The organism is Streptomyces sp. NPDC056628 (assembly GCF_042792555.1).
In the GTDB taxonomy this organism is placed as follows: Bacteria; Actinomycetota; Actinomycetes; order Streptomycetales; family Streptomycetaceae; genus Streptomyces.
In genome coordinates this window covers 30,114-53,601 of record NZ_JBHTWG010000029.1, presented here as the reverse complement: position 1 = coordinate 53,601, position 23,488 = coordinate 30,114, and the positions used below count along the sequence as shown (strand labels likewise).

Genomic DNA, 23,488 nt, shown 5'->3' with positions numbered 1-23,488 from the left:
CACAGCCGCGTAACCTGTGTGAGATGTGGCCGGAATAACGCATCCCGGGGTTCACGGAATCTCCGCGTTTAAGGCTCGGTAGAGCGGGCAGAAGCTTTAGGGAAACTACCCCTGATAAAGAATTCGAGAATTACCCCTGAATTCAAGCTGCGCTGATGTCGTCGACAGCTCGCAGAGCCGCCTGGACATCCACCGTCAGCCCCTTCTCCGCCAGCGCGGCCCCCAGCGCCGCGAGGCTGCCGCGGACCGCGCCCACCGTGGCGTCCTTGCCGTAGTGGTTGACCCTGATCATCTCCTTGGCCAGTGCCCCGCCCCCGGCCGCCAGCGGCAGCGCCGGCTCGGACGCCAGCGCGCGGGCCACGACCTCCGACGCCTCGACACCGGCCGGCGTCCGCAGCGTCGTCGCCACCGGAGCGGCGTCCCGGGCCTCGTGCACATACGGCTCCAGACCGCCGCCCAGCGCCACCGCGCCCGCCCGGGTCGCCAGCGCCGCCCCGCGGTGCCGCGCCATCACGGCGTCCAGGCCGTCCGCCTCGATCCGCTCCACGCACGCCTCCAGCGCCAGCATCTCCAGCTGCGCGGGCGCGTGCAGCAGCGCCCGGCGGCCGCCGTCGATCCAGCGCTCCTTCCAGTCCAGGAGCGACAGGTACGACCGGCGCGGCGCCCCGGGGTTCGCCGCCATCCGCGCCCACGCCCGCTCGCTCACCGACACCGCCGACACCCCGGCCGGACCGCCCATCGCCTTCTGCGCCCCGATCACGCACAGGTCCACGCCCCAGGTGTCCGGCAGCACCGGCTCGGCCCCGATCGACGCGACCGCGTCCAGGTAGAACAGCGCCCCGTGCTCCCGCACCACCTCGCCGATCTCCGCGACCGGGTTGGTGTTGCCGGTGGCCGCCTCCGCGTGGACCAGGGACACGAAGTCGATCTCCGGGTACTCCTCGAACGCCTCCCGGACCTGCCGCGCGGTGACCGCCGTGTGGAACGGCACCGCCAGATCGATCACCCGGGCGCCGCAGTCGCGCAGCCAGTCTCCGAAGGTCTGCCCGTACGGGCCGGTGATCACGTTCAGCGCGGTCGTGCCGGGCCCGGCCGTCCCCCGGATCGCCCCTTCCAGCGGCAGCAGCGCCTCACCCTGCATGATCACGACGTCCTGCCCGGTCCCGAGCAGCCGTGCCACACGGTCCTCCACCGCGGCGAAACGGGCGGCGCTCAGCGGGGCCAGATCCAGGAAGGGGTGGGTCACGGCGGAACTCTCTTCGCTCTCGGCGCTCCGGTTCTTCACTCCGAAGCCGACCCCACGAGCGTAATCCCGTGCCGTCCGGGCACATCTACACCCCGGGGCTCCAGCCGGGCGCACCCCGCCCGGCTCCCGACTTTCCAGGTCAGACGGTCCTCAAGCCATCGGTTTGGTTTGAGGACCTCAAACTTCTCCTTATAATCGGAACTCTCAGTTCCCCCACAGGAGGCTCCCCCCGTGAAGACGACCTTCGGGCGCCGGACCCGCGTTCTGGCCGCCACCACCGTGACGGCCGGGCTGGTGCTCGTGGCCGGCTGCTCCTCCGGCGACGGCGGCAGCGGCACCAAGACCGCGGCCGGTGGGGTGAAGCTCGTCAAGGCGGGCCAGCTCACCACCTGCACCCACCTGCCGTACCCGCCCTTCCAGTCCGAGATCGACGGCAAGGTCCAGGGCTTCGACGTCTCCCTCATCGACCTGGTCGCGGACGACCTGGGCGTGAAGCAGGCGATCCTCGACACGCCCTTCGAGAACTTCAAGACGGGCGCGTTCCTCAACTCCGGCGAGTGCGACCTCGCGGCCGCCGGCATGACGATCACCCCCGAGCGCAAGAAGAACGTCGACTTCTCGGACCCGTACTTCGAGGCCACCCAGGCCGTCCTGGTGAACAAGAAGAGCGGCATCTCCTCCTTCGCCGACCTCAAGGGCAAGAAGGTCGGCGCCCAGGCCCAGACCACCGGCGAGGACTACGCCAAGAGCAAGGGCCTCGACCCGGTCTCCTTCGAGTCCTCCGACGCCGTCCTCAACGGGCTGCGCACCGGCCAGGTCCAGGCCGTCGTCATCGACTACCCGGTCGTCCAGAGCTGGCTGAAGGACAAGGCCAACGCCAAGGCCTTCCGGGTCGCCGAGCAGATCAACACCGGCGAGCAGTACGGCTTCACGGTGAAGAAGGGCAACACCAAGCTCCTCGCGGCGGTCAACAAGGCGCTCGCCGAGGCCAAGGCCGACGGCACGTACAAGAAGCTGTACGAGAAGTGGATCGGCCCGTACGACGAGTCCGCCGCCTCTCCGTCGCCCGCCGCCTGACCCCGATGAGCGGCACAGAGGTACCCCTCCAGCCGAAGAAGAAGGGCCTGACCCGGCGGCAGAAGCGCAGTCTGTCGCGCGGCGCCCAGTACGTCGTCTTCGTCGCGGCCGTGGTCGCCTTCGCGGTCGTGGCCGACTGGGGCCGGCTGAAGAACCAGTTCGCGCAGGGGGCCATCGCCCGGGAGATGTTCCCGGACGTCATCACCCTCGCGCTGAAGAACACCGTGCTCTACACGATGTCCGGCTTCGTCGTCGGACTCGCCCTCGGCATGGTGATCGCGTTGATGCGGCTGTCGTCCGTGGGGCCCTACCGCTGGCTGGCCGGTATCTACATCGAGATCTTCCGGGGCCTGCCCGCCCTGCTGATCTTCATCTTCATCGGCGTCGCCGTGCCCCTGGCCTTCCCCGGCACGGAGATCCCCGGCGGCACGTACGGCAAGGTCGCCCTGGCGCTCGGCCTGGTCGCCGCCGCGTACATGGCCGAGACGATCCGGGCCGGCATCCAGGCGGTGCCCAAGGGACAGATGGAGGCCGCGCGCTCGCTCGGCTTCTCGCCCACCCGCGCGATGATCTCCATCATCATCCCGCAGGCGTTCCGGATCATCCTGCCGCCGCTCACCAACGAACTCGTGCTGCTGTTCAAGGACTCCTCGCTGGTGCTGTTCCTCGGGGTCACCCTGGAGGAGCGGGAGCTGTCCAAGTTCGGCCGCGACCTCGCCAGCCAGACCGCCAACTCCACACCGATCCTGGTCGCGGGCCTGTGCTACCTGCTGATCACGATCCCGCTCGGCTTCGTCGTCCGCCGCATGGAGGCCAAGGCCCAGGAGGCCGTCAAGTGAGTACCACGGCAGAGATCCAGGTCCGCGACCTGCACAAGTCCTTCGGCGACAACGAGGTGCTGCGCGGCATCGACCTGGAGATCCGGCAGGGCGAGGTCGTGTGCGTCATCGGCCCGTCCGGCTCGGGCAAGTCGACGCTGCTGCGCTGCGTGAACCTGCTGACGGAGCCCACCAAGGGCCAGGTCTTCGTCGGCGGGACCGAGCTCACCGACCCGGACGTCGACATCGACGCCGTACGCCGCCGGATCGGCATGGTCTTCCAGCAGTTCAACCTGTTCCCGCACCTCACGGTGACCGAGAACCTGACCCTGCCGCAGCGCCGGGTGCTCCGCCGGGGCAAGGAGGCCGCCGCGAAGGTCGCCGCCGAGAACCTGGCGCGGGTCGGCCTGGCCGAGAAGGCCGGCGCCTACCCCGCCTCCCTCTCCGGCGGCCAGCAGCAGCGCGTCGCCATCGCCCGCGCCCTCGCCATGGGCCCCCAGGTCATGCTCTTCGACGAGCCGACGTCCGCGCTGGACCCCGAACTCGTCGGTGATGTGCTCGCCGTCATGCGCATGCTCGCGAACGAGGGCATGACGATGATGGTCGTCACCCACGAGATGACGTTCGCGCGGGAGGTCGCCGACCGGGTCGTGTTCATGGACGGCGGCGTGATCGTCGAGGACGGCACCCCCGACCAGGTCATCGGCCATCCCCGGCACGAACGCACCCGGCACTTCCTCTCCCGGCTCCTCGACCCGGCGATGGCCGAGGTCGAGGAAGGTGTCCCGGACCAGGTGGGCAGGACCGAGTAGCCGCTCACTAAGGTGCAGGGCATGAGCGAACGCGCCGTGCTGCACCTGAGGGGCCGGGTCCTCGCCGGCCCGGACGACGTCCGGGACGAGCTGTGGGTCGTCGGCGGACGGATCACCTACGACCGTCCCGCCGGTGCCCGCGACGTGCGCACCGTCGATGGCTGGGCCCTGCCCGGCCTGGTCGACGCGCACTGCCATGTGGGGCTCGGTTCCCACGGACCCGTCGACGCGGGCACCGCCGAGAAGCAGGCCCTCACCGACCGCGACACCGGGACCCTGCTGCTGCGGGACGCCGGCTCGCCCTCCGACACCCGCTGGGTCGACGAGCGCGAGGACCTGCCGAAGATCATCCGGGCCGGCCGGCACATCGCCCGCACCCGCCGCTACATCCGCGGCTTCGCGCACGAGATCGAACCGGAGGACCTGGTCGCCTACGTCGCCCAGGAGGCCCGGCGCGGCGACGGCTGGGTCAAGCTGGTCGGCGACTGGATCGACCGGGACCTCGGCGACCTGGCGCCCACCTGGCCGCGAGAGGCCGTCGAGGCGGGCATCGCCGAGGCCCACCGGCTGGGCGCCCGGGTCACCGCGCACTGCTTCGCCGAGGACTCCCTCCAGGACCTGGTGGAGGCCGGCATCGACTGCGTCGAGCACGCCACCGGCCTCACCGACGAGCTGATCCCGCTGTTCGCCGCGCGCGGGGTGGCGATCGTGCCGACCCTGGTCAACATCGCGACCTTCCCGAAGCTGGCCGACGGCGGGGAAGCCAAGTTCCCCCGCTGGTCGGCCCATTTGCGCCGGCTGCACGAGCGCCGCTACGACACCGTCCGCAACGCCCACGACGCCGGCATCCCCGTCTTCGTCGGCACCGACGCGGGCGGCACGCTCCCGCACGGCCTGGTGGCCGCCGAGGTGGCCGAACTGGTCACCGCCGGTCTGTCCGCCGTCGACGCCCTCGCGGCGACGACCTGGGCGGCCCGCGCCTGGCTCGGCCGCCCCGGCCTGGAGGAGGGCGCCGCGGCGGACCTCGTCGTCTACGAGACGGACCCCCGCGCCGACGTCCGGGTCCTGGCGGCCCCCCGCCGCATCGTGCTGAACGGCCGCGTCGTCGGCTGACGGCACCCCGGGACATCCGGCGCCCCCGCCCGCCCCGGTGCGCGCGGGCCGGGCGGTGCGCCGTTACGGGCGCTCGCCCGGACGAGGGTACGGGGGAGACTTCGGGGAACACCCGTGCCGCGGGATTCGAAAAGGCGCACGGGAAAGTCACGTTGGAGTGAAGTGGCGGCGGAACGCTGACTGTCCACCCGGGGTGCGCGATTCTTGCCGGGTCCCGAGCACGTTTCCTCTGGGGGTCCCCACCTTGAACGGCAAGAAATTCCGCATGTCCGCACGCCGGTTCGCCACCCTCGCGACGGCCACCGCGCTGACCGCCGGCCCAGCGGTCCTGGGCGCGGCGGGCCCGGCCCAGGCGACCGGCGACGAGGGCCGGGCGAGCGCCGTCGTCCTGCGCACCGGGCTCGATGTCTCCCTGCTCGACAAGACCGTGGACGTCCCGCTCGCGGTCTCCCTCAACGAGGTGCGGGCACCGCGGAGCGCCGAGCAGACGGCGCTGACGGCGAGCCTCGACGGCGTCGACGGCGGTGAGCCCTTCAGCGTCGTCAAGGCCGAGGTCGCCAAGGCGAGCGCCACGGTCGAGGACGGCAGGGCCGAGGGCCTCACCCAGCTCGCCCACGCCAAGGTCCACGTCCCGGGCCTGCCGCTGCTGTCGCTCATCGAGGTCGGCCAGGTCACGTCCAGGGCGACCTGTGTGGCGGGGGAGAAGCCGACCGCCACGTCCAACCTGCTGGGCGACGTCACCGTCCTCGGCAAGAAGGTCAAGCTGACCGCGGGCGGTACCACGCGGGTCGAGGTGCCCGGCGTGGGCGAGGTCCGCCTCGACTACTCCAGGACGGAGCAGACCTCGCGGACGGCCGCCGCCACCGCGCTGGAGCTCACCGTGTCCGTCAACCCGCTGAAGCTCAACGTGGCCGAGGTCGAGGGCACCCTCACGCTGGCGAAGGCCACTTGTGAGACCCCGGCCGCGCCCGAGGAGGAGGCCGCGCCGGGCACCGAGCCGGCCGGCGACGTCGAGCCGCAGGGCGAGAAGGCGGACGAGGGCCTCGCCGAGACCGGCGGCAACTCCATGACGCCGTACATCGCGGGCGGGGCGCTCGCCCTGCTCCTCGCGGGCGGCGGCGCCGTCGCCCTGGCGAAGCGCGGCCGCGGCTGACGCCGGACACCCGGACGGGCCCCCGGACACCGCCCTGCCGGCGTCCGGGGGGCCCGTCCGGTGTCACGCCGAGGCCAGTACCCGGCCCAGGGCGTGCAGGAAGCCGTCCGCCGTCGCGCGGTCCCGGACCGCCAGGCGCAGCCGGCTCTCGTCGAGGCCGGGGAACGTGTCCCCGCGTCGGACGGCGTAGCCGAGGGCGCGCAGATCGCGGCGGATCTCCGCCGCGCCCGGCACGCGTACGAGAACGAAGGACGCCTCGGCCGGGCCGGTGACCCGGAGGCCGGCCGGGGCGAACCTGTGCAGTCCCGCGACCAGGTGGTCCCGGTCGGCGGCGACGCGGTCGGCCGCCTCCGCCGCCTCCGCCAGGGCGCGCGGCGACACACACGCCTCGGCGGCGGCCAGCGCCGGCGAGGACACCGGCCACAAAGGCTGAGCCCGCTCCAGCGCGGCCACGGTCTCCGGGGCGGCGAGGACATAGCCGATCCGCAGTCCCGCCAGCCCCCAGGTCTTCGTGAGGCTGCGCAGCACCACCAGGCCCGGCACGTCGGTCCGCCCCGCCAGGGCCTCCCGCTCGCCCGGCACCACGTCCATGAACGCCTCGTCCACGACCAGCGTCCGCCCCGGCCGGGCGAGCGCGGCGATCGTCGCGGCCGGGTGGAGGACCGACGTCGGATTCGTCGGATTGCCGATCACCACCAGGTCGGCGTCCTCGGGGACGGCCGCCGGGTCGAGCCGGAAGCCGTCCTCCTCCCGCAGCAGGACCCGCCCGACGGTGTGCCCGGCGTCCACCAGCGCCGCCTCCGGCTCCGTGAACTGGGGGTGCACCACGACCGGCCGGCTCACCTTCAGCGCGCGGGCCAGCAGCACGAACGCCTCCGCCGCGCCCGCCGTCAGCAGCACCCGCTCGGGCGGCAGCCCGTGCCGGGCCGCCACCGCGGCCCGCGCGGCCCGCCCGTCCGGGTAGGCCGCGAGCGAGCCCAGCGTCGCGGCGATCCGCTCCCGCAGCCAGGCCGGCGGGGTGTCCGTCCGGACGTTCACCGCGAGGTCGACCAGCGCCGACCCGTCGTCGCGGACCTCGGCGTCGCCGTGGTGCCGCAGATCGTGGCCGCCCTCAGTGCGCATGCGCGTGACCACCGTGGTGGTGCCCGTGCCCGTGCCCGTGCCCGTGATGGTGGCCGTCGTCGTCCGGGTGGAAGTGCGGCTGCTGCGGCAGACCGACCTTGTCCTCGAAGCCCGGCAGCGCGATCCGGTACACGCACGAGTCGCAGTTCATCCGCAGGTCGCCCCGCACCGCCTCCTCGTACCGCTCCCACACCAGGTCGAGCAGTTCCGGCTCCGGGCCGATGACGTCCGCCGAGCGCACCTCGGTCTCCGGGTGCGCCGCCGCCCACTCCTGCGTCTGCCGCCGCACCCGGTCCGGGAGGATCCCGGTGAACAGGAAGTACGGCAGCACGACGATCCGGCGCGCCCCGAGCCGCGCGCACCGGTCCAGCCCGCCCGGCACGTCCGGCGCGGCCAGCGACACGAACGCCGTCTCCACCCCGGCGTAGCCGCGGCCCTCCCACAGCAGCCGGGCCGCCTTGTGCACCTCGGCGTTGGCGTCCGGGTCGGTGGAGCCGCGCCCCACCAGCAGCACGGTGACGTCCGCGCGGTCGTCCGCCGTGCCCAGCGCCTCGTCGAGCCGCCGCTCCAGGACCCGCAGCAGCGACGGGTGCGGGCCCAGCGGGCGGCCGTAGGTGTAGGTGATCCCGGGGTGCCGTTCCTTCTCGCGGGCCAGCGCCGCCGGGATGTCCCCCTTGGCGTGCCCGGCCGACACCAGCATCAGCGGCACGGCGGCGAACCGCCGCACCCCCCGCGCGACGAGGTCGGAGACGGCGTCGCCCAGCGGCGGCGGGGACAGCTCGATGAAGCCGCCCGCGACGGGCAGTTCGGGGTGCCGGTCCCCCAGCTCCCGGACGAAGGCGCGGAACGCCTCGGCTCCGGCCTCGTCCCGGGTGCCGTGGCCGGCGATGAGCAGGGCGGGCGGGGAGGGGGTCACGATGTCTCCTCGGATGACGAAGGGGAGGCGGGAACGGGGTGGTACAGCAGGGCGTTGAGCGCGGCCGAGGCGACCGCCGAACCGCCCTTCTCGGACACGTTGCTGACGGCGGGCAGCCCGCTCGCGCGCAGCGCGGCCTTGGACTCGACCGCGCCGACGAACCCGACGGGCAGGCCGATGACGAGCGCGGGCCGGGCGTCGAGGGTGAGCAGTTCCTCCAGGGCGGTGGGTGCGTTGCCGATCACCCAGATCGCGCCGGGGCCGACCTGCTCGTACGCCAGTCGGACGGCGTGCGCGGACCGGGTCAGTCCGGGCCCGGACCGGGCGTCCCTGATCCGGCATACGGTCTCCCGGCGGGTGATACCGGCCGCCACCATCTCGACGTCCACGACCACGGGCGTCCCGGCGTGCAGCGCCGTGTGCCCCCGTTGCAGGGTCCGCTCGTCCAGGACGAGGTCGCCGGCGTAGTCGAGGTCGGCGGCGGAGTGCACGACCCGCTCGACGACCGCCCGGGTCAGCGGCGGCAGGTGCGAGGTGTCCAGCCGGGCGCGCATCCGCCGGTAGGACTCCACCTCGATGGGATGGACGACACGGTTCACCGCGGGACCTCCTGAGCGCTCTGCCAGCGGTAGCCGCGCGGGGTCACCATGCGGCCTGCGATCTCCCGGGAGGCGGTGTTGCCGACGGTCACGACCGTCATCATGTCGACCGTCGCCGGGTCGAGGCCGCCCAGCGTGGTGAGCCGGGCGGACTCGTCGGCCCGGGACGCGTTGCGGACGACGCCGACCGGCGTGGTCGGCACGCGGTGCTGCGCGAGGATCGCGAGCGCCTCGGGGAGCTGCCAGTTCCGGCCACGCGAGCGCGGGTTGTAGAAGGTGACCACGAGGTCCGCCTCGGCGGCGGCCTGTACCCGCCGCTCGATGACCTCCCACGGGGTGTGCAGGTCGGACAGGCTGATCGACACATGGTCGTGGCCGAGCGGGGCACCGAGGACCGCGGCCGCCGCGAGGGCCGCCGTCACCCCGGGGACACCGACCACGTCGATGTCGTCGGACGCCTCGGCCAGCGCGGGGGAGGCCATGGCGTACACGCCCGCGTCCCCGCTGCCGATGAGGGCGACGGCCCGCCCCTCCCGGGCCTCCGCGACCGCCGTACGCGCCCGCTCCTCCTCGGCGCCCAGGCCGGACTCGAGGACGCGCGTGCCGGGCCGCAGCAGGTCACGGATCTGGTCGACGTACTGGTCCAGCCCGACGAGCACCGAGGCCCGCCGCAGCTCGGCCTTCGCGCGCGGGGTCAGCAGGTCGCGGGCGCCCGGTCCGAGGCCCACGACGGCGAGCCGGCCACGGCCCGGCCGCCGGGCCACCGCGCAGGTGGCCATCGCCGGGCGGCCGTCGGCCCGTGCGGACTTTTGCTTCGGCACCAGCAGGTCGCCGCCGCCCACGAGGGCGGCGGCCTCGGCGACCGAGGGGGTGCCGACGGCGGCCAGCGGCGCGTCGGAGGGGTGGGGGACCGGGACGGAGGCCAGCCGCTGCGGGGCGTGCGTGACAAGAGGGACCCCGAGGCGGGCCGCGGCCTCCACGACGCCGGGCTCGCCGGCCTTCGCGTCGACGGTGGCCAGCTCGGCCACGGACGCGGCGGACAGCCCGGCGTCGCGCAGCGCCTCTCGCACGAGCGCCAGCACCTCGTCGGCCGGGGCGCCCCGCGAGGCCCCGACCCCGACGACCAGGGTCGGCGGACGCAGCACGACCTCGCGCTCCGCCGCCTCCACGAGCCGGTCCGTCACCCGGATCGTGTACGCCCCCTCGGCGCCGGCCGGCAGTGGCGGCAGCGGCCAGGACACCTCGGCCCGCAGCGCCACCGGCACCCCGTCGAGCAGGGCCCGGGAGACCCCGGCGACATCGCCCTCGACCGGGAGGCCGAGCGTGTCCAGACCGGGCAGGCCCACGGCGTCGGTGGCCGTCGTCACCACGGGCGCGGCTCCCAGCACCTCGCCCACCTCGTGGGCGAGTTCGTTGGCGCCGCCGCCGTGCCCGCCGGTCAGCGCCACGGCGAACCGCCCGCCCTCGTCGACGCACACCACACCGGGGTCGGCGGCCTTGTCGTCCAGCAGCGGGGCGATCAGCCGGACGACCGCGCCCGTGGCCAGGAAGCACACCAGCTGCCCGCACTCCCCGAAAGCCCGCCGCACGGCGTCCCCGACGGGCCCGTCGTACACGCGGGTGCGGTCCGGCCACGCCGCGGCCAGCCGGTCCCGCGCCGCCGCCCCCGCCGCGGTGGCGGAAATGAGGCCGATCACTGAGCAACTCCCTTGCCGTCCGAGGGGCTTCTGACGCCCCACAACAGGAAAACCGGGTTGGCGGCCGCCAGCCGGGTCACGTCCCCCGGCAGCGGCGCCAGCCGGGACGACTGCAACAGCACCCCGTCGCAGGCGAACCCGGCACCGGTGAGCGCCGCCCGCGCGGCCGGCACCCGGTCCAGCGCGGCCATGGCGACCACGACCGTCCGCCGCGCCCGCCGCGCGCACGCGGTGACGACGGCGGGCAGCTCCCGCCCCCCGCCCCCCACGAACACGGCGTCCGGGTCGTCCAGATCCGACAGGGCCGCGGGCGCCGTCCCGTGCACCACCTGGACGTCCACCCCGTGCGCGGCCGCGTTGTCCCGGATCCGCGCGACACCGTCCGGGGTCTGCTCGACGGCGGTGACGGCGGCCCCGAGCCGCGCGCACTCGACGGCCACCGACCCGGAGCCCGCGCCGACGTCCCACACCAGATCGCCGAGCCGGGGCCCGAGCCGGGCCAGCGCGAGCGCCCGCACCTCGAACTTCGTGATCATCGAATCCCGGTGCGCGAACGCGTCCTCGGACAGCGCCCAGGAGGCGGGACCCCGGTCCGCCCCGGCGACCGTGCGCGCGGCACCCGGGACACGGGAACCGTCGAGGCACAGGACGACGTTCACGGCCGCACCCCAGTCCCGGGCGGCGGCCTCGGCGGGGGTCACCCGCTCGACCCGCTCCTCCCCGGACCCCAGCGCCGAGGCGACGACGAGCGTCCGGTCCGCGTCCGCGCGGGCCAGCGCCGCGCCGAGTTCGGCGGGTCCGGCGCCGGGCCCGGTCAGCACGGCCACCTTCGGACGCGCCCGGCAGATGTGCACGGCCGTCCGCGCGTCCCGTCCGTGCGCGCTGACGACGACCGCGTCGTCCCAGGTCAGCCCGGCCCGCGCGAACGCGGACGCCACCGAGGACACCGCCGGCCGCACGTCCAGGCGCTCCGGCCCGAACCGCTCCGCCAGCACCCGCGCGATACCGAAGAACCCCGGATCACCGGAGGCCAGCACCACGACGCGCCGCTCCTCCTCGACGTACGCGGCCATGGTGTCGAGCGCCGGCGCGAGCGGACCGAGCACGACCCGCTCCGCCCCGCCGGGCAGCCGTACGGCGTCCAGGTGGCGCCGTCCGCCGACCACCAGCTCGGCACCGGCCAGCACGTCCTCGGGCGGCGGCGCCCCCGTCCCCGTACCGACCACCGTGATCATGTGCTGGCCCCCCGTTCGCGCAGCGCCCGGCGGGCCGCCGGGTCGGCCTTGCGGTACCCGTGGAAGTGGCCCGGGTGGTACAGGTGCGAGCGGGTGCCGTGGGCCTCCAGGGCCGGCCCGACCAGGAAGAGCGTGTGCTTCCAGAGCTTGTGCTCCTTGACCGTCTCCTCCAGCGTGCCGATCGTGCACGTGACGACCAGCTCCTCCGGCCAGGTCGCCTGGTAGGCGACGACGACCGGTGTGGAGGTGGGGTAGCCGCCCTCCAGCAGTTCCCGCACCAGCTGCCCGCTGCGGGCCGCCGACAGGAAGATCGCCATGGTGGTGCCGTGCTTGGCGAACTCGCGCACCTCCTCGCCGGGCGGCATGGGCGTCTTGCCGCCGCCGAGCCGGGTGAGCACCACGGACTGGGCGACCTCGGGGATCGTCAGCTCGCGCCGGGCGAGCGCCGCCACGGCGGAGAACGCCGAGACCCCCGGCACCACCTCGGTCGTGAGGCCGAGCGCGGCGCACCGGTCCAACTGCTCCTGCGTGCCGCCCCACAGGGCGGGATCGCCGGAGTGGATGCGGGCGACCCTCAGGCCCTCGTCGCGGGCCCGCTCGTAGACGGCGACGACGTCCTCCAGGGACAGGGCCGCGGAGTCCAGGACCTCGGCGTCCTCGCGCGCGTGCTGGAGGACCTCCGCCTGGACCAGGCTGGCCGCCCAGATCACCACGTCGGCCTCGGCGATGGCGCGCGCGGCACGGAACGTCAGCAGATCGGCGGCTCCGGGGCCGGCACCGACGAAGGTCACCTTGCCGGTTCGGGCATCGGCCATGGGTCGGGGTCCTCTCACAAGGGGGTGGTGGCAAAGGGGGCAGGGGGAAGGTCAGAGCTTGCCGCCGCGGCCGCCGTCGCGGCGGGCGGGCGCGATGAGCGTCGACAGATAGGGCAGCGGGGCGTCGTCGAGGTCGGCGGCCGGGCGGATCGACTCCTCCGGCATCCCCAGCGCCGATCCCCACACCGAGCCCTCCGTACGCCCGCTCTCCCGCAGCGCCTCGGCGACCTCGCGCGCCTGCCGGCCGAACTTGTAGGCGACGACCGTCCCCGGCCCGGCCAGGGCCTCCTTGAGCACCGCGGACCCGGCCGTGACGGGCACCAGGGTCAGCGGCTCGGTCCCCTCGGTCAGCACCGCGCCGGAACGCGCCGCGAGGTCCTGCATGGCGGTGATGCCTGGGACCGTCTCGACGACGGTGCCCGGCACCGCCGCGACGATCGTCTGCGCGAGATAGGTGAACGTCGAGTACACGTTGGGATCGCCGATGGTGGCGAAGGCGACGGCCGCGTGCTCGCCCAGCAGCCCGGCGACCCGCTCACCGGCCGCGTCCCAGGCGGCCTCCCGCCGCAACCGGTCCGTGCGCTCGTTCAGCGCGAACACGACCCGGACGACCTTCTCCGCGGGCACGTAGTGCAGCACGGTCGCCTCGGCCCGCCCCCGCTCCCCGCTGTCCATGACGGGGACGACGACCACGTCGGCGGCGCGCAGCGCGTTGACGCCCTTGACGGTCACCAGCTCCGGGTCGCCGGGGCCCACCCCGACTCCGATCAGTCTGCTGCTCATGACGTCCGGCACCTCTCGACGAACCGACGGGCCACACCGGGTTCGGCGGCCCAGTGCGTGTGCAGATAACTCGCGTGCACGCCCCCCTGCACGAACCCCTCGACGCGCCGCGCGGGCGTGCGCACCCCCCAGGCGGGAGCCACCCCCGCGCCCGGCTCGACGACGGTCCGGTGGAACTCGTGGGCCCGCATCCGCGTGCCCGCGGCGGCGAGCGGGCTGTCGCCGAGGGCGACGGCGTCCCGGTAGCCGAGCGTGAGCCGTTCGGTCATCCGGGCCGTGGCGTCCAGCACCCCGCACATGGGCAGCCCGTCCAGCTCACGGCTCAGGTACAGCAGTCCGGCGCACTCCGCGGCCACCGGCGCGCCGCTCGCCGCGAGGTCGGCGACGGCCTTGCGCAGCGGCGCGTTGGCGGACAGCTCGGCGGCGTACACCTCGGGGAACCCGCCCCCGATCACCAGCCCCGCCGTGCCGTCCGGCAGGCACTCGTCCCGCAGCGGATCGAAGGGGACGACCTCGGCGCCCGCCGCGGTGAGCAGTTCGGCGTGCTCCGCGTAGGAGAAGGTGAACGCGGGTCCGCCGGCCACGGCGACGACCGCCCGCCCGCCCGGCGCCGCGGCCGGGGGCTCCCAGGCGTCGCACGCCAGGTCCCCGGCACCGCGCGCCAGCGCCAGCAGGGCGTCCAGATCGCACCCCGCCGCCACCTGCGCCCCCATCGCCGCCACGGCCTCCACCGCGTCGGTGTGCCGTTCCGCGGCCGGCACCAGCCCCAGATGCCGGGACGGCGTGTCCACCCCCGCGGTCCGCCGCAGCACCCCCAGCACCGGTACGCCCGCCGAGTCCAGGGCCTCCCGCAGCAGTTCCTCGTGCCGGTCGGAGGCGACCTTGTTGAGGATCACGCCACCGATCCGCACCCGCGGGTCCCAGGACGCGAACCCGTGCACGAGCGCCGCCACCGAACGGGACTGCGCGGAGGCGTCGACGACCAGCACCACCGGTGCCCGCAGCAGCTTCGCCACCTGCGCCGTGGACGCCAGCTCGCCCTCGCCCGCGGCCCCGTCGAACAGCCCCATCACGCCCTCGACCACGGCGAGGTCGCAACCCCGCGCCCCGTGCCGGAACAGCGGACCGATCAGGTCGGGACCGCACAGGTAGGCGTCGAGGTTGCGGCCCACCCGCCCGGTGGCGAGCGCGTGGTAACCGGGGTCGATGTAGTCCGGGCCCACCTTGTGCGGGGACACGGCGAGCCCCCGCGCGGCGAACGCGGCCATCAGCCCGGTGGCGACGGTGGTCTTGCCGCTGCCCGAGGAGGGCGCGGCGACGACCAGCCGGGGGACGGACGGGCTCACCACTCGATGCCCCTCTGGCCCTTCTGGCCCACGTCCATCGGATGCTTGACCTTGGACATGTCGGTCACCAGGTCGGCGAGGCCGACCAGTTCCTCCGGCGCGTTCCGCCCGGTGATCACGACGTGCTGGGTGCCGGGCCGGGCGCGCAGCACCTCCACCACCTCGGCGGTGTCGACCCACCCCCAGTGCAGGGGATAGGCGAACTCGTCCAGCACGTACAGCTTGTACGTCTCGGCGGCGAGGTCCCGCTTGACCTGCTCCCAGCCCTCGCGGGCCTTCTCCTCGTTGTCGAGCTGCGCGTCGCGCTGCACCCAGGACCAGCCCTCGCCCATCTTGTGCCAGTCGACGGTGCCGCCCTGGCCGCTGGCGCCGAGCACCCGCAGCGCGTTCTCCTCGCCGACCTTCCACTTGGCCGACTTCACGAACTGGAACACCCCGATGGGCCACCCCTGGTTCCAGGCGCGCAGCGCCAGCCCGAAGGCCGCGGTCGACTTGCCCTTGCCGACGCCCGTGTGCACGATCACCAGCGGCCGGTTGCGCCGCTGACGTGTCGTCAGCCCGTCGTCCGGCACCACACTCGGCTGTCCCTGCGGCATTACGCGGCCCCCCTCTGCACGTCCTTCACCAGTGCGGCGATGCTGTCCGCGCGCAGTTCGTCCAACGTCACCGCCGTACCGCCCAGTTCGGCCGCGAGCCGCCCGGCGAGCCCGAGCCGCACCGGGCCCGACTCGCAGTCCACGACGACCGAGGCGACCCCGTCGGCCGCGAACAGCCGCGCCGCGCGCCCGGCCAGGGCGACCGGCTCGGGACCGCCGGTGGCCCGCCCGTCCGTCACCAGCACCACCAGCGGACGGCGCGCGGGATCGCGCAGCCGCTCCACGCGCAGCACCTCGTGGGCCCGCAGCAGCCCCGCCGCGAGCGGGGTGCGCCCGCCGGTCGGCAGCGTCTCCAGCCGGGCCGCGGCCGCGTCCACCGACGAGGTCGGCGGCAGGGCGACGTCGGCGGCCGACCCCCGGAAGGTCACCAGCCCCACCTTGTCCCGCCGCTGGTAGGCGTCCAGCAGCAGCGACAGCACCGCGCCCTTCACGGCGCCCATCCGCTGCCGCGCCGCCATCGACCCGGAGGCGTCCACCACGAACAGCACGAGGTTGCCCTCGCGGCCCTCCCGGGTGGCCTGGCGCAGATCGTCCCGGCGCAGGACCAGGCCGGGCCCGGACCGTCCGCGCGCCCGCTGGTGCGGCGCCGCGGCCTGCACGGTCGCCGCCAGGTGCAGCTTGGTGAGCGTGCCCCGGGGCCGGCGGGCCCCGGTCGTCCGCCCGTGCTCGGTCCGCGCCCGGGACCGCCGCCCGGCGGCCCCCTCACCGATCCCGGGCACGCTCAGCACCTTGGTGCGGAAGGGCTCGGAGGCCCGTGCGGGCGACTGCTCGCCGGCCCCCGAGGGCTGCGGCTGCCCGTTCTCACCGGCCTCGGGCCGGGCCGCCGCGTCACCGTCACCCTGGGGCGCGTCACCGGGGTCCGGCTGTCCGCCGCCCCCGCCCGGCCCGTCCGGCCCGTCCGGCCCGTCCGGCCCGTCCGGCCCGTCCGGACCGGGATCCGGGTCGGGATCGTCGTCCGGGCCGCCGAACTCCTCCAGCGTCTCGTCGAGCTTGTCCTCGTCCAGGCCGGGCGCGTCGAAGGGGTTGCGGCGCCTGCGGTGCGGCAGCGCGAGCAGCGCCGCCTGCCGGACGTCCTCGGCGAGCACGTCGGTGCGCCCGGCCCAGGCGGCCAGCGCGGTGGCCGTACGGGCCATCACGATGTCGGCGCGCATCCCGTCCACCTCGAACGCGGCACAGGTCGCCGCGATCTGCCGCAGCGCACCGTCGCCGAGCCGCACCGACGGCAGCAGCTCCCGTGCTGCGACGACGCGTTGCCGTACGGCCGCTTCCTCGTCCGCCCAGCGGGCCGCGAAACCGGCCGGGTCGTCGTCGTACGCGAGGCGCCGCCGGACGACCTCCACCCGCTGGTCCGGCTCACGGGACGCCGCGACCTCGACGGTCAGCCCGAACCGGTCCAGCAACTGCGGGCGCAGCTCGCCCTCTTCGGGGTTCATGGTGCCGACGAGCAGGAACCGGGCGGCGTGCCGCACCGACACGCCCTCGCGCTCCACGTACGACGCGCCCATCGCCGCCGCGTCCAGCAGCAGGTCGACCAAGTGGTCGTGGAGGAGGTTCACCTCGTCGACGTAGAGGATGCCGCGGTGGGCGTCGGCGAGCAGGCCCGGCTCGAACGCCTTGACGCCCTCGGCGAGCGCCCGCTCGATGTCCAGGGCGCCGACCAGCCGGTCCTCGGAGGCGCCGACGGGCAGCTCCACCATGCGGGCCGGCCGGGACACGCCGGCGGTCTCCTCGTGCGGCCCGTCCGGGCAGCCCGGGTCGGGAGCGGCCGGATCGCACGAGAACCGGCACCCGGCGACCACCGGCACCTCCGGCAGCAGCGCCGACAGCGCCCGTACGGCCGTCGACTTGGCCGTGCCCTTCTCGCCGCGCACCAGCACCCCGCCGACCGCCGGGGAGACGGCGTTCAGCAGCAGCGCGAGCCGCAGGTCGTCCTGGCCGACGACGGCCGTGAAAGGAAAGGGGGTCGTCACTTCTCGTCGCCCTCCAGATCGCCTTCGAGCTCCAGGTAGGTGGCTCGCAGCCGGTCCAGCGTCCCGGCGTCCGGCTCGGCCCACAGGCCGCGGTCGGCGGCCTCCAGCAGCCGCTCGGTGATGCCGCGCAGCGCCCACGGGTTGGACTTCTTCATGAAGTCCCGGTTCTCCGCGTCGAAGACGTACGCGGCGCTGAGCTTCTCGTACATCCAGTCGTCGACCACGCCGGCCGTCGCGTCGTAGCCGAAGAGGTAGTCCACGGTCGCCGCCATCTCGAAGGCGCCCTTGTAGCCGTGCCGGCGCATGGCCGCCATCCAGCGCGGGTTGACCACCCGGGCCCGGAAGACCCGGTGGGTCTCCTCGCCGAGGGTGCGGGTGCGCACCTGGTCGGGGGTGGCCGAATCGCCCACGTACGCCTCGGGGCTGCTGCCCGTCAGATGCCGCACCATCGCGACCATGCCGCCGTGGTACTGGAAGTAGTCGTCGGCGTCCACGAGGTCGTGCTCGCGGGTGTCGACGTTCTTCGCGGCGACGTTGATCCGCCGGAACGCGGTCTCCATGTCACCGCGCGCGGCCCGCCCGTCCAGCCCGCGCCCGTAGGCGTAGCCGCCCCAGACCGCGTACACCTCGGCGAGGTCGGCGTCCGAGCGCCAGTTGCGGGCGTCGATCAGCGGCAGCAGTCCCGCACCGTACGCGCCGGGCTTGGAACCGAAGACGCGGGCCGTGGCACGCCGCCGGTCGCCGTGCGCGGCCGTGTCCTCGTCGGCGTGCGCCTTCACGAAGTTGTGCTCGGCGGGCTCGTCCAGCTCCGCGACCGCGCGCACGGCGTCGTCGATGAGCCCGACGACGTGCGGGAACGCGTCCCGGAAGAACCCGGAGATCCGGACCGTGACGTCGACGCGGGGCCGTCCCAGCTCCGGCAGAGCGACCACCTCGAAGCCGGTGACCCGGCGCGAGGCGTCGTCCCACACCGGGCGGCAGCCCAGCAGCGCCAGGATCTCCGCGATGTCGTCGCCCTGGGTGCGCATGGCCGAGGTGCCCCAGACCGTCAGGCCGACGGACTTCGGGTACTCACCCGTGTCCTGGAGATACCGCTGCACCAGCGAGTCGGCGAGCGACTGGCCGACCTCCCAGCTCAGCCGGGACGGGATCGCCTTGGGGTCGACGGAGTAGAAGTTCCGGCCGGTCGGCAGCACGTTGACCAGACCGCGGGTCGGGGAGCCCGACGGGCCCGCCGGGACGTACCCGCCGTCGAGCGCCTTGAGGATGTGCCCGATCTCGTCCGTGGTGCGGGCCAGCCGCGGCACGACCTCGGTGCACGCGAACTCCAGCACCCGCAGGGCGTCCGGGAGGTCGGTGCCGAGGACCGCCCGCAGCACGCCCGGGCTCTCGCCCGCGGCCCAGTCCCGCTCCTCCAGGCCCTCGGCGATCCGCCGGCACAGCTGCTCCAGCAGGTCGATCGCGTCGGACGCCGTGCGCGCCGGGCCGTCCACCAGGTCCGCCAGCTCGGCCGGGACCTTGACCGGCGCCCCCGGCTCGGCCAGCAACTCGGCTTCCACCAGCCCGAAATGGGCGGCCAGCGAGGCCCGCAGCCCCGGCAGCGCGTTCGCCTGACCGCCCCACACCTGGGACGCGCGCAGCACCGCGAGCACCAGGTTCACCCGCGGCTCGCCGACCGGACCGCCCCCCAGGATGTGCAGCCCGTCCCGGATCTGCACGTCCTTGATCTCGCACAGATAGCCGTCGATGTGCATGACGAACTCGTCGAAGGCGTCGTCGTCCGGCTGCTCGTCGACGTGCAGGTCGTGGTGGAGCTCGGCCGCCTTCACCAGCGTCCAGATCTGCGCGCGCACCGCCGGGGCCTTGCCCGGGTCCAGGTCGGAGACGAGCGCGTACTCGTCCAGCAGCTGCTCCAGCTTGGCCAGGTCGCCGTAGGTGTCGGCGCGGGCCATCGGCGGGACCAGGTGATCGACCACCGTGGCGTGCCCGCGCCGCTTGGCCTGGGTGCCCTCCCCGGGGTCGTTCACGATGAACGGGTAGACGAGCGGCAGTTCGCCGAGGACGGCGTCCGGGGCGCAGCCGCGGCTGAGCCCGAGCCCCTTGCCGGGCAGCCACTCCATCGTGCCGTGCTTGCCCATGTGCACGATCGCGTCGGCGCCGAAGCCCCCCTCCGAAGGCGCGGCCTCCAGCCAGCGGTAGGCGGCCATGTAGTGGTGCGAGGGCGGCATGTCGGGGTCGTGGTAGATCGCGATGGGGTTCTCGCCGAAGCCGCGCGGCGGCTGGATCATCACGACGACGTTCCCGAACCCCAAGGACGCCAGCACGATGTCGTCACCGTCCACGTACAGCGAGCCCGGCGGCTCGCCCCACGCCTCGGTCATCGCGTCCCTGAGCTCCGGGTCGAGCGCGGCGAACCACGCCCGGTAGTCGGCGAGCGGCACCCGCGCGGGCGCCGACGCCAGCTGCTCCTCGGTCAGCCACTCGACGTCATGACCGCCGGCCTCGATGAGCCGGTGGATCAACTCGTCCCCGTTGTCCGGGTATTCGCTGAGCGAGTAGCCCGCCCGGGACAGCGCGTCGAGCACCCGTACCGCCGAGGCGGGCGTGTCCAGACCGACGGCGTTGCCGACACGGGAGTGCTTGGTCGGGTAGGCGGTGAAGACGAGCGCCAGCTTCTTCGCGGCGTTCGGCTTGTGCCGCAGCCGTGCGTGCCGGACGGCGATCCCGGCGACCCGCGCGGCCCGCTCCGGGTCGGCCACGTACACCGGCACGTCGTCCGGGCCCTGCTCCTTGAACGAGAACGGCACGGTGACCAGACGCCCGTCGAACTCGGGGATCGCCACCTGCATCGCCGCGTCCATCGGGGACAGGGCCGCGTCGGACTCCTCCCAGGCCGCCCGCGAGGACGTCAGGCACAGCCCCTGCAGCACGGGCACGTCCAGTTCGGCCAGCCTGCCGATGTCCCACGCCTCCTCGTCGCCGCCCGCGGACGCCTGCGAGGCATGGGTGCCGCCCGCCGCGAGGACGGTCGCGACCAGGGCGTCGGCCCGGCCCAGGATCTCGTACAGCCCGGCGTCCGCGCCGCGCAGCGAACCGCAGTACACGGGCAGCGCGTTGGCGCCCCGGGCCTCGATCGCGTCGCACAGGGTGTCCACGAACGCGGTGTTGCCGCTGAGGTGGTGGGCCCGGTAGAAGAGCACGCCCACGGCCGGCCGGCCTTCCACCCACGGACGTGAGCCGTGGACGCCGTACTCCGGCATCGGCCGCGGCTGAAGGAACCCCTCGCCCGTCAGCAGCACGGTGTCGGACAGGAACCGGGCGAGCTCGGTGAGGTTGGCCGGGCCACCCGCCACCAGGTACTTCAGCGCCTCCGCCACCACGCCGGCCGGCACCGACGACTCGGCCATCAGCTCCGCGTCCGGCACGGACTCGCCGCCGAGCAGCACCGTCGGCACCCCCGACGCCTTCAGCGCGGCGAGCCCGTCCTCCCACGCCCGCTTGCCACCCAGCAGCCGTACGACGGCGATGTCGGCGCCCTCGATCAACGCGGGCAGCTCGGAACCGACGTCCAGGCGGGTCGGGTTGCCGATCCGGTACGCGGCGTCGCCGGCGCGTGCCGCCAGCAGGTCCGTGTCGGCGGTCGACAGCAACAACACTGTGCTCATGCGGGCGCTCCCGGGGGGATGAAGGGCAGTCCTCGCGGCGCGCCCGACTCGATGAGCCGCCACAGCGCGTCCGTGTCCGCGTGTCGTTCGATGAGGTCGCCGAGCCGGTCGAGCTGCTCCTCGCGCAGCGCGGCGAACGAGGTGCCGGGCGCCGGCACGAAGCGGCGGCCCGCGGCGGCCGCCACCTCCCGCAGGAAGGCGCGCCGGAAGGCGTCCGACTCGAGCGAGCCGTGCCAGTGGGTGCCCCAGGTCTGACCGACCCGGCAGCCGTCCAGGAAGGGTTCACCCGCCAGGACCTCGGCGACCCCGTGGTGGATCTCGTAGCCCTCGACGCGCTCGCCGAGCGCTTCACCGGCGGGCCGGGTCAGGGTCTTCTCGCGGGCGAACCGCACCCGCACGGGCAGCAGGCCGAGGCCGTCGACGTGACCGGCACGGCTCTCGACGTCGTCCTCGATGTGCTCGCCGAGGAGCTGGAAGCCGCCGCAGACACCGAGGATCGGGCGGCCCTCGGCGGCCCGGCGCACCAGAGCCCGCGCGAGCCCCCGCTCCCGCAGCCACGCCAGGGCGCGGACGGTGCCCCGGGTGCCGGGCACCACCACCAGGTCGGCGTCGGCCAGTTCCTCCGGCCGGTCCACGAACCGCACGACGACGCCCGGTTCGGCGGCGAGCGCGTCGACGTCCGTGAAGTTGGACATCAGCGGCACCGCGCACACGGCGACCCGCAGCACGTCCTCGCCGACCGGGGCGGCCACCTCGGACTCGCGCACCGCCCCGCGCAGCGACACTCGCAGGCCGTCCTCCTCGTCGATGCCGAGTCCGTGCCGGAAGGGCAGGACGCCGTACGTCCGCCGTCCGGTGAGGCCGTGCAGCATGTCGAGGCCGGGTTCGAGGAGCGAGACGTCGCCGCGGAACTTGTTGACGAGGAAGCCGGCGACCAGCTCCTGGTCCTCGCGGGACAGCAGCGCCACGGTCCCGAAGAACGAGGCGAAGACACCGCCCCGGTCGATGTCGCCCACGACCAGCACGGGCAGCCCCGCGCCGCGTGCGATCCCCATGTTCACGATGTCGGTGCGCCGCAGGTTGATCTCGGCCGGGGAACCGGCCCCTTCGCAGATCACCGCGTCGTACGTGGCCCGCAGTTCGGCGAGGGAGTCCAGCACGGTGGCGAGCAGCCGCTGCTGCCGTCCGCCGTGGTAGCCGCGCGCGCTCATCTCGCCCACCGGCCTGCCCAGCAGCACCACCTGACTGCTCTGGTCCCCGCCCGGCTTCAGCAGGACGGGGTTCATCAGCGCGGTCGGCTCGACGCGGCACGCCTGGGCCTGCATGGCCTGCGCCCGCCCGATCTCCGCGCCCTCGCGGGTGACGAACGAGTTCAGCGACATGTTCTGCGCCTTGAAGGGCGCGACCTTCACGCCCTGGCGCACCAGCCACCGGCAGATCCCGGCGGTGACGACGCTCTTGCCGGCGTCGGAGGTCGTGCCGGCGACGAGCAGCCCGCCCTTCACGAGGCACGTCCTCTCGCCCCGCGCCGCCCGAGCAGGAGCCGCGCCCCGGCGCACACGCCCAGGGCGAGCACCCCCACCCGCCGCGAGAGACGCACGGCCCGCTCGATGTCGGCGACCCGGACGGCCCGTCCGGCGGCGCCGTTCAGCACGGGCCGGTGCTCCACCCGCCCGCCGTACGCCAGCGTCCCGCCGAGGCGCACCCCGAGCGCGCCCGCGAACGACGCCTCCACCGGGCCCGCGTTGGGGCTGGGATGCCGGTGGGCGTCCGCGCGCCAGGCCCGTACGGCGCCCCGGGGGTCGCCCCCGGCGACGGCGGCCAGCGCGGCGGTCAGCCGGGCACCCGGCCAGCCGGCGACGTCGTCGAGACGGGCCGAGGCCCAGCCGTAGCGGCGGTACTCGGGGGAGCGGTGCCCGACCATGGCGTCGAGGGTGTTGACGGCCCGGAACCCGGCGAGGCCCGGCACGCCGGCGACGGCTCCCCACACCAGGGCGCCGACCACGGCGTCCGAGGTGTTCTCGGCGACGGACTCCACGACCGCCCGCGCGATCCCGTCGGCGTCCAGCGCCTGCGGGTCCCGGCCGCACAGATGCGGCAGCCGCGCCCGCGCCGCCTCGACGTCGCCGGCCTCCAGGGCACGTCCGACGGCCCGGGCCTCCCGGGCGAGCGACGTGCCGCCGACGACGGCCCAGGTGACGGCGCCGGTCAGGGCGACGGAGGCGGCGGGGGAGGGGCGCACGGCACGTGCGCCCAGCGCGGCGGCCGCCACGGCGCCACCGGCGCACACGGCGGTGTGCAGCACACCCCAGGCGCGGTGGTCGCGCCACAACACTCGTTCCACGGCGCCCGCGGCACGTCCGAACGCGGCGACCGGATGCCCACGGCGTGGATCGCCGAGCAGCAGGTCACCGAGGAGTCCGGCGGCGGCGCCGTACGCGAAGACGCGTTCGGCACGCATGGGG

Annotated in this window: 19 protein-coding genes; 5 read left to right on the top strand and 14 right to left on the bottom strand. The window is 74.5% G+C overall.

Annotated elements, in window-relative coordinates; all coding sequences use genetic code 11:
• Nucleotides 1–142: 142 nt before the first annotated feature.
• Entirely contained in the window at nucleotides 143–1,246 is a 1,104-nt protein-coding gene (locus ACFRAC_RS27825; RefSeq protein WP_382932315.1) for a pyridoxal-phosphate-dependent aminotransferase family protein, read from the bottom strand.
• Nucleotides 1,247–1,477: 231 nt separating this feature from the next.
• Here ACFRAC_RS27825 and ACFRAC_RS27820 point away from each other — a divergent pair, with 231 nt between their 5' ends.
• The 5 genes from ACFRAC_RS27820 to ACFRAC_RS27800 all read left to right on the top strand — a co-directional run bounded on the left by ACFRAC_RS27820 (nucleotide 1,478) and on the right by ACFRAC_RS27800 (nucleotide 6,219).
• Nucleotides 1,478–2,323: a basic amino acid ABC transporter substrate-binding protein gene (locus tag ACFRAC_RS27820; protein ID WP_382932312.1), complete on the top strand. Its 846-nt coding sequence runs from the start codon at nucleotides 1,478–1,480 to the stop codon at nucleotides 2,321–2,323.
• Between the two features lie 5 nt (nucleotides 2,324–2,328).
• Entirely contained in the window at nucleotides 2,329–3,162 is an 834-nt protein-coding gene (locus ACFRAC_RS27815; RefSeq protein ID WP_382932308.1) for an amino acid ABC transporter permease, read from the top strand.
• Nucleotides 3,159–3,953: an amino acid ABC transporter ATP-binding protein gene (locus ACFRAC_RS27810; protein WP_382932300.1), complete on the top strand. Its 795-nt coding sequence runs from the start codon at nucleotides 3,159–3,161 to the stop codon at nucleotides 3,951–3,953. The genes ACFRAC_RS27815 and ACFRAC_RS27810 overlap by 4 nt, the downstream gene beginning before the upstream one ends.
• A gap of 21 nt (nucleotides 3,954–3,974) precedes the next feature.
• Complete coding sequence (locus tag ACFRAC_RS27805) at nucleotides 3,975–5,066, top strand: amidohydrolase family protein (protein ID WP_382932290.1); 1,092 nt, start codon at nucleotides 3,975–3,977, stop codon at nucleotides 5,064–5,066.
• 244 nt (nucleotides 5,067–5,310) lie between these two features.
• Complete coding sequence (locus tag ACFRAC_RS27800; RefSeq protein WP_382932280.1) at nucleotides 5,311–6,219, top strand: SCO1860 family LAETG-anchored protein; 909 nt, start codon at nucleotides 5,311–5,313, stop codon at nucleotides 6,217–6,219.
• 63 nt (nucleotides 6,220–6,282) lie between these two features.
• Here ACFRAC_RS27800 and cobC read toward each other — a convergent pair whose 3' ends face one another.
• From cobC to ACFRAC_RS27735, 13 genes are read right to left on the bottom strand one after another with little or no spacing between them, the layout of a single operon-like run.
• Nucleotides 6,283–7,341, bottom strand: coding sequence for an Rv2231c family pyridoxal phosphate-dependent protein CobC (gene cobC / locus ACFRAC_RS27795; protein WP_382932274.1), 1,059 nt, complete (start codon nucleotides 7,339–7,341; stop codon nucleotides 6,283–6,285).
• Nucleotides 7,331–8,257 carry a sirohydrochlorin chelatase gene (locus ACFRAC_RS27790; RefSeq protein WP_382932265.1) on the bottom strand — a complete coding sequence of 309 codons (927 nt, stop codon included), beginning with the start codon at nucleotides 8,255–8,257 and terminating at the stop codon, nucleotides 7,331–7,333. Before ACFRAC_RS27790 ends, cobC begins: the two co-directional genes overlap by 11 nt.
• A complete protein-coding gene (locus tag ACFRAC_RS27785) occupies nucleotides 8,254–8,856 on the bottom strand; it encodes a precorrin-8X methylmutase (protein ID WP_382932261.1) in 603 nt (200 codons plus the stop codon). Before ACFRAC_RS27785 ends, ACFRAC_RS27790 begins: the two co-directional genes overlap by 4 nt.
• Nucleotides 8,853–10,553: a precorrin-3B C(17)-methyltransferase gene (gene cobJ, locus ACFRAC_RS27780; RefSeq protein WP_382932257.1), complete on the bottom strand. Its 1,701-nt coding sequence runs from the start codon at nucleotides 10,551–10,553 to the stop codon at nucleotides 8,853–8,855. The genes ACFRAC_RS27785 and cobJ overlap by 4 nt, the downstream gene beginning before the upstream one ends.
• Entirely contained in the window at nucleotides 10,550–11,788 is a 1,239-nt protein-coding gene (gene cbiE / locus ACFRAC_RS27775; RefSeq protein ID WP_382932253.1) for a precorrin-6y C5,15-methyltransferase (decarboxylating) subunit CbiE, read from the bottom strand. The genes cobJ and cbiE overlap by 4 nt, the downstream gene beginning before the upstream one ends.
• Complete coding sequence (gene cobM, locus ACFRAC_RS27770; RefSeq protein WP_382932244.1) at nucleotides 11,785–12,603, bottom strand: precorrin-4 C(11)-methyltransferase; 819 nt, start codon at nucleotides 12,601–12,603, stop codon at nucleotides 11,785–11,787. The genes cbiE and cobM overlap by 4 nt, the downstream gene beginning before the upstream one ends.
• Before the next feature lie 51 nt (nucleotides 12,604–12,654).
• Nucleotides 12,655–13,386, bottom strand: coding sequence for a precorrin-2 C(20)-methyltransferase (gene cobI, locus ACFRAC_RS27765; protein ID WP_382932234.1), 732 nt, complete (start codon nucleotides 13,384–13,386; stop codon nucleotides 12,655–12,657).
• The gene (locus ACFRAC_RS27760) at nucleotides 13,383–14,732 is read right to left on the bottom strand and encodes a cobyrinate a,c-diamide synthase (RefSeq protein ID WP_382932228.1); all 1,350 of its coding nucleotides are present in this window, start codon (nucleotides 14,730–14,732) and stop codon (nucleotides 13,383–13,385) included. Before ACFRAC_RS27760 ends, cobI begins: the two co-directional genes overlap by 4 nt.
• Nucleotides 14,729–15,328, bottom strand: coding sequence for a cob(I)yrinic acid a,c-diamide adenosyltransferase (gene cobO / locus ACFRAC_RS27755; RefSeq protein ID WP_361343373.1), 600 nt, complete (start codon nucleotides 15,326–15,328; stop codon nucleotides 14,729–14,731). Before cobO ends, ACFRAC_RS27760 begins: the two co-directional genes overlap by 4 nt.
• Nucleotides 15,328–17,358 carry a putative cobaltochelatase gene (locus tag ACFRAC_RS27750; protein ID WP_382932220.1) on the bottom strand — a complete coding sequence of 677 codons (2,031 nt, stop codon included), beginning with the start codon at nucleotides 17,356–17,358 and terminating at the stop codon, nucleotides 15,328–15,330. The genes cobO and ACFRAC_RS27750 overlap by 1 nt, the downstream gene beginning before the upstream one ends.
• On the bottom strand, nucleotides 17,355–21,023 hold the full coding sequence (cobN, locus tag ACFRAC_RS27745) for a cobaltochelatase subunit CobN (RefSeq protein ID WP_382932215.1): 3,669 nt from the start codon (nucleotides 21,021–21,023) through the stop codon (nucleotides 17,355–17,357). The genes ACFRAC_RS27750 and cobN overlap by 4 nt, the downstream gene beginning before the upstream one ends.
• A complete protein-coding gene (locus tag ACFRAC_RS27740; RefSeq protein ID WP_382932208.1) occupies nucleotides 21,020–22,528 on the bottom strand; it encodes a cobyric acid synthase in 1,509 nt (502 codons plus the stop codon). Before ACFRAC_RS27740 ends, cobN begins: the two co-directional genes overlap by 4 nt.
• The gene (locus tag ACFRAC_RS27735; protein WP_382932202.1) at nucleotides 22,525–23,484 is read right to left on the bottom strand and encodes a cobalamin biosynthesis protein; all 960 of its coding nucleotides are present in this window, start codon (nucleotides 23,482–23,484) and stop codon (nucleotides 22,525–22,527) included. Before ACFRAC_RS27735 ends, ACFRAC_RS27740 begins: the two co-directional genes overlap by 4 nt.
• Between the last annotated feature and the right edge of the window lie 4 nt (nucleotides 23,485–23,488).

Coding starts and splice junctions, on each gene's coding strand:
- ACFRAC_RS27735 (WP_382932202.1), bottom strand. CDS start 23,484: ATGCGTGCCGAACGCGTCTTCGCGTACGGCGCCGCCGCCGGACTCCTC.
- cobI (WP_382932234.1), bottom strand. CDS start 13,386: ATGAGCAGCAGACTGATCGGAGTCGGGGTGGGCCCCGGCGACCCGGAG.
- cobO (WP_361343373.1), bottom strand. CDS start 15,328: ATGCCGCAGGGACAGCCGAGTGTGGTGCCGGACGACGGGCTGACGACA.
- ACFRAC_RS27815 (WP_382932308.1), top strand. CDS start 2,329: ATGAGCGGCACAGAGGTACCCCTCCAGCCGAAGAAGAAGGGCCTGACC.
- cobN (WP_382932215.1), bottom strand. CDS start 21,023: ATGAGCACAGTGTTGTTGCTGTCGACCGCCGACACGGACCTGCTGGCG.
- cbiE (WP_382932253.1), bottom strand. CDS start 11,788: ATGATCACGGTGGTCGGTACGGGGACGGGGGCGCCGCCGCCCGAGGAC.
- cobM (WP_382932244.1), bottom strand. CDS start 12,603: ATGGCCGATGCCCGAACCGGCAAGGTGACCTTCGTCGGTGCCGGCCCC.
- ACFRAC_RS27805 (WP_382932290.1), top strand. CDS start 3,975: ATGAGCGAACGCGCCGTGCTGCACCTGAGGGGCCGGGTCCTCGCCGGC.
- cobC (WP_382932274.1), bottom strand. CDS start 7,341: ATGCGCACTGAGGGCGGCCACGATCTGCGGCACCACGGCGACGCCGAG.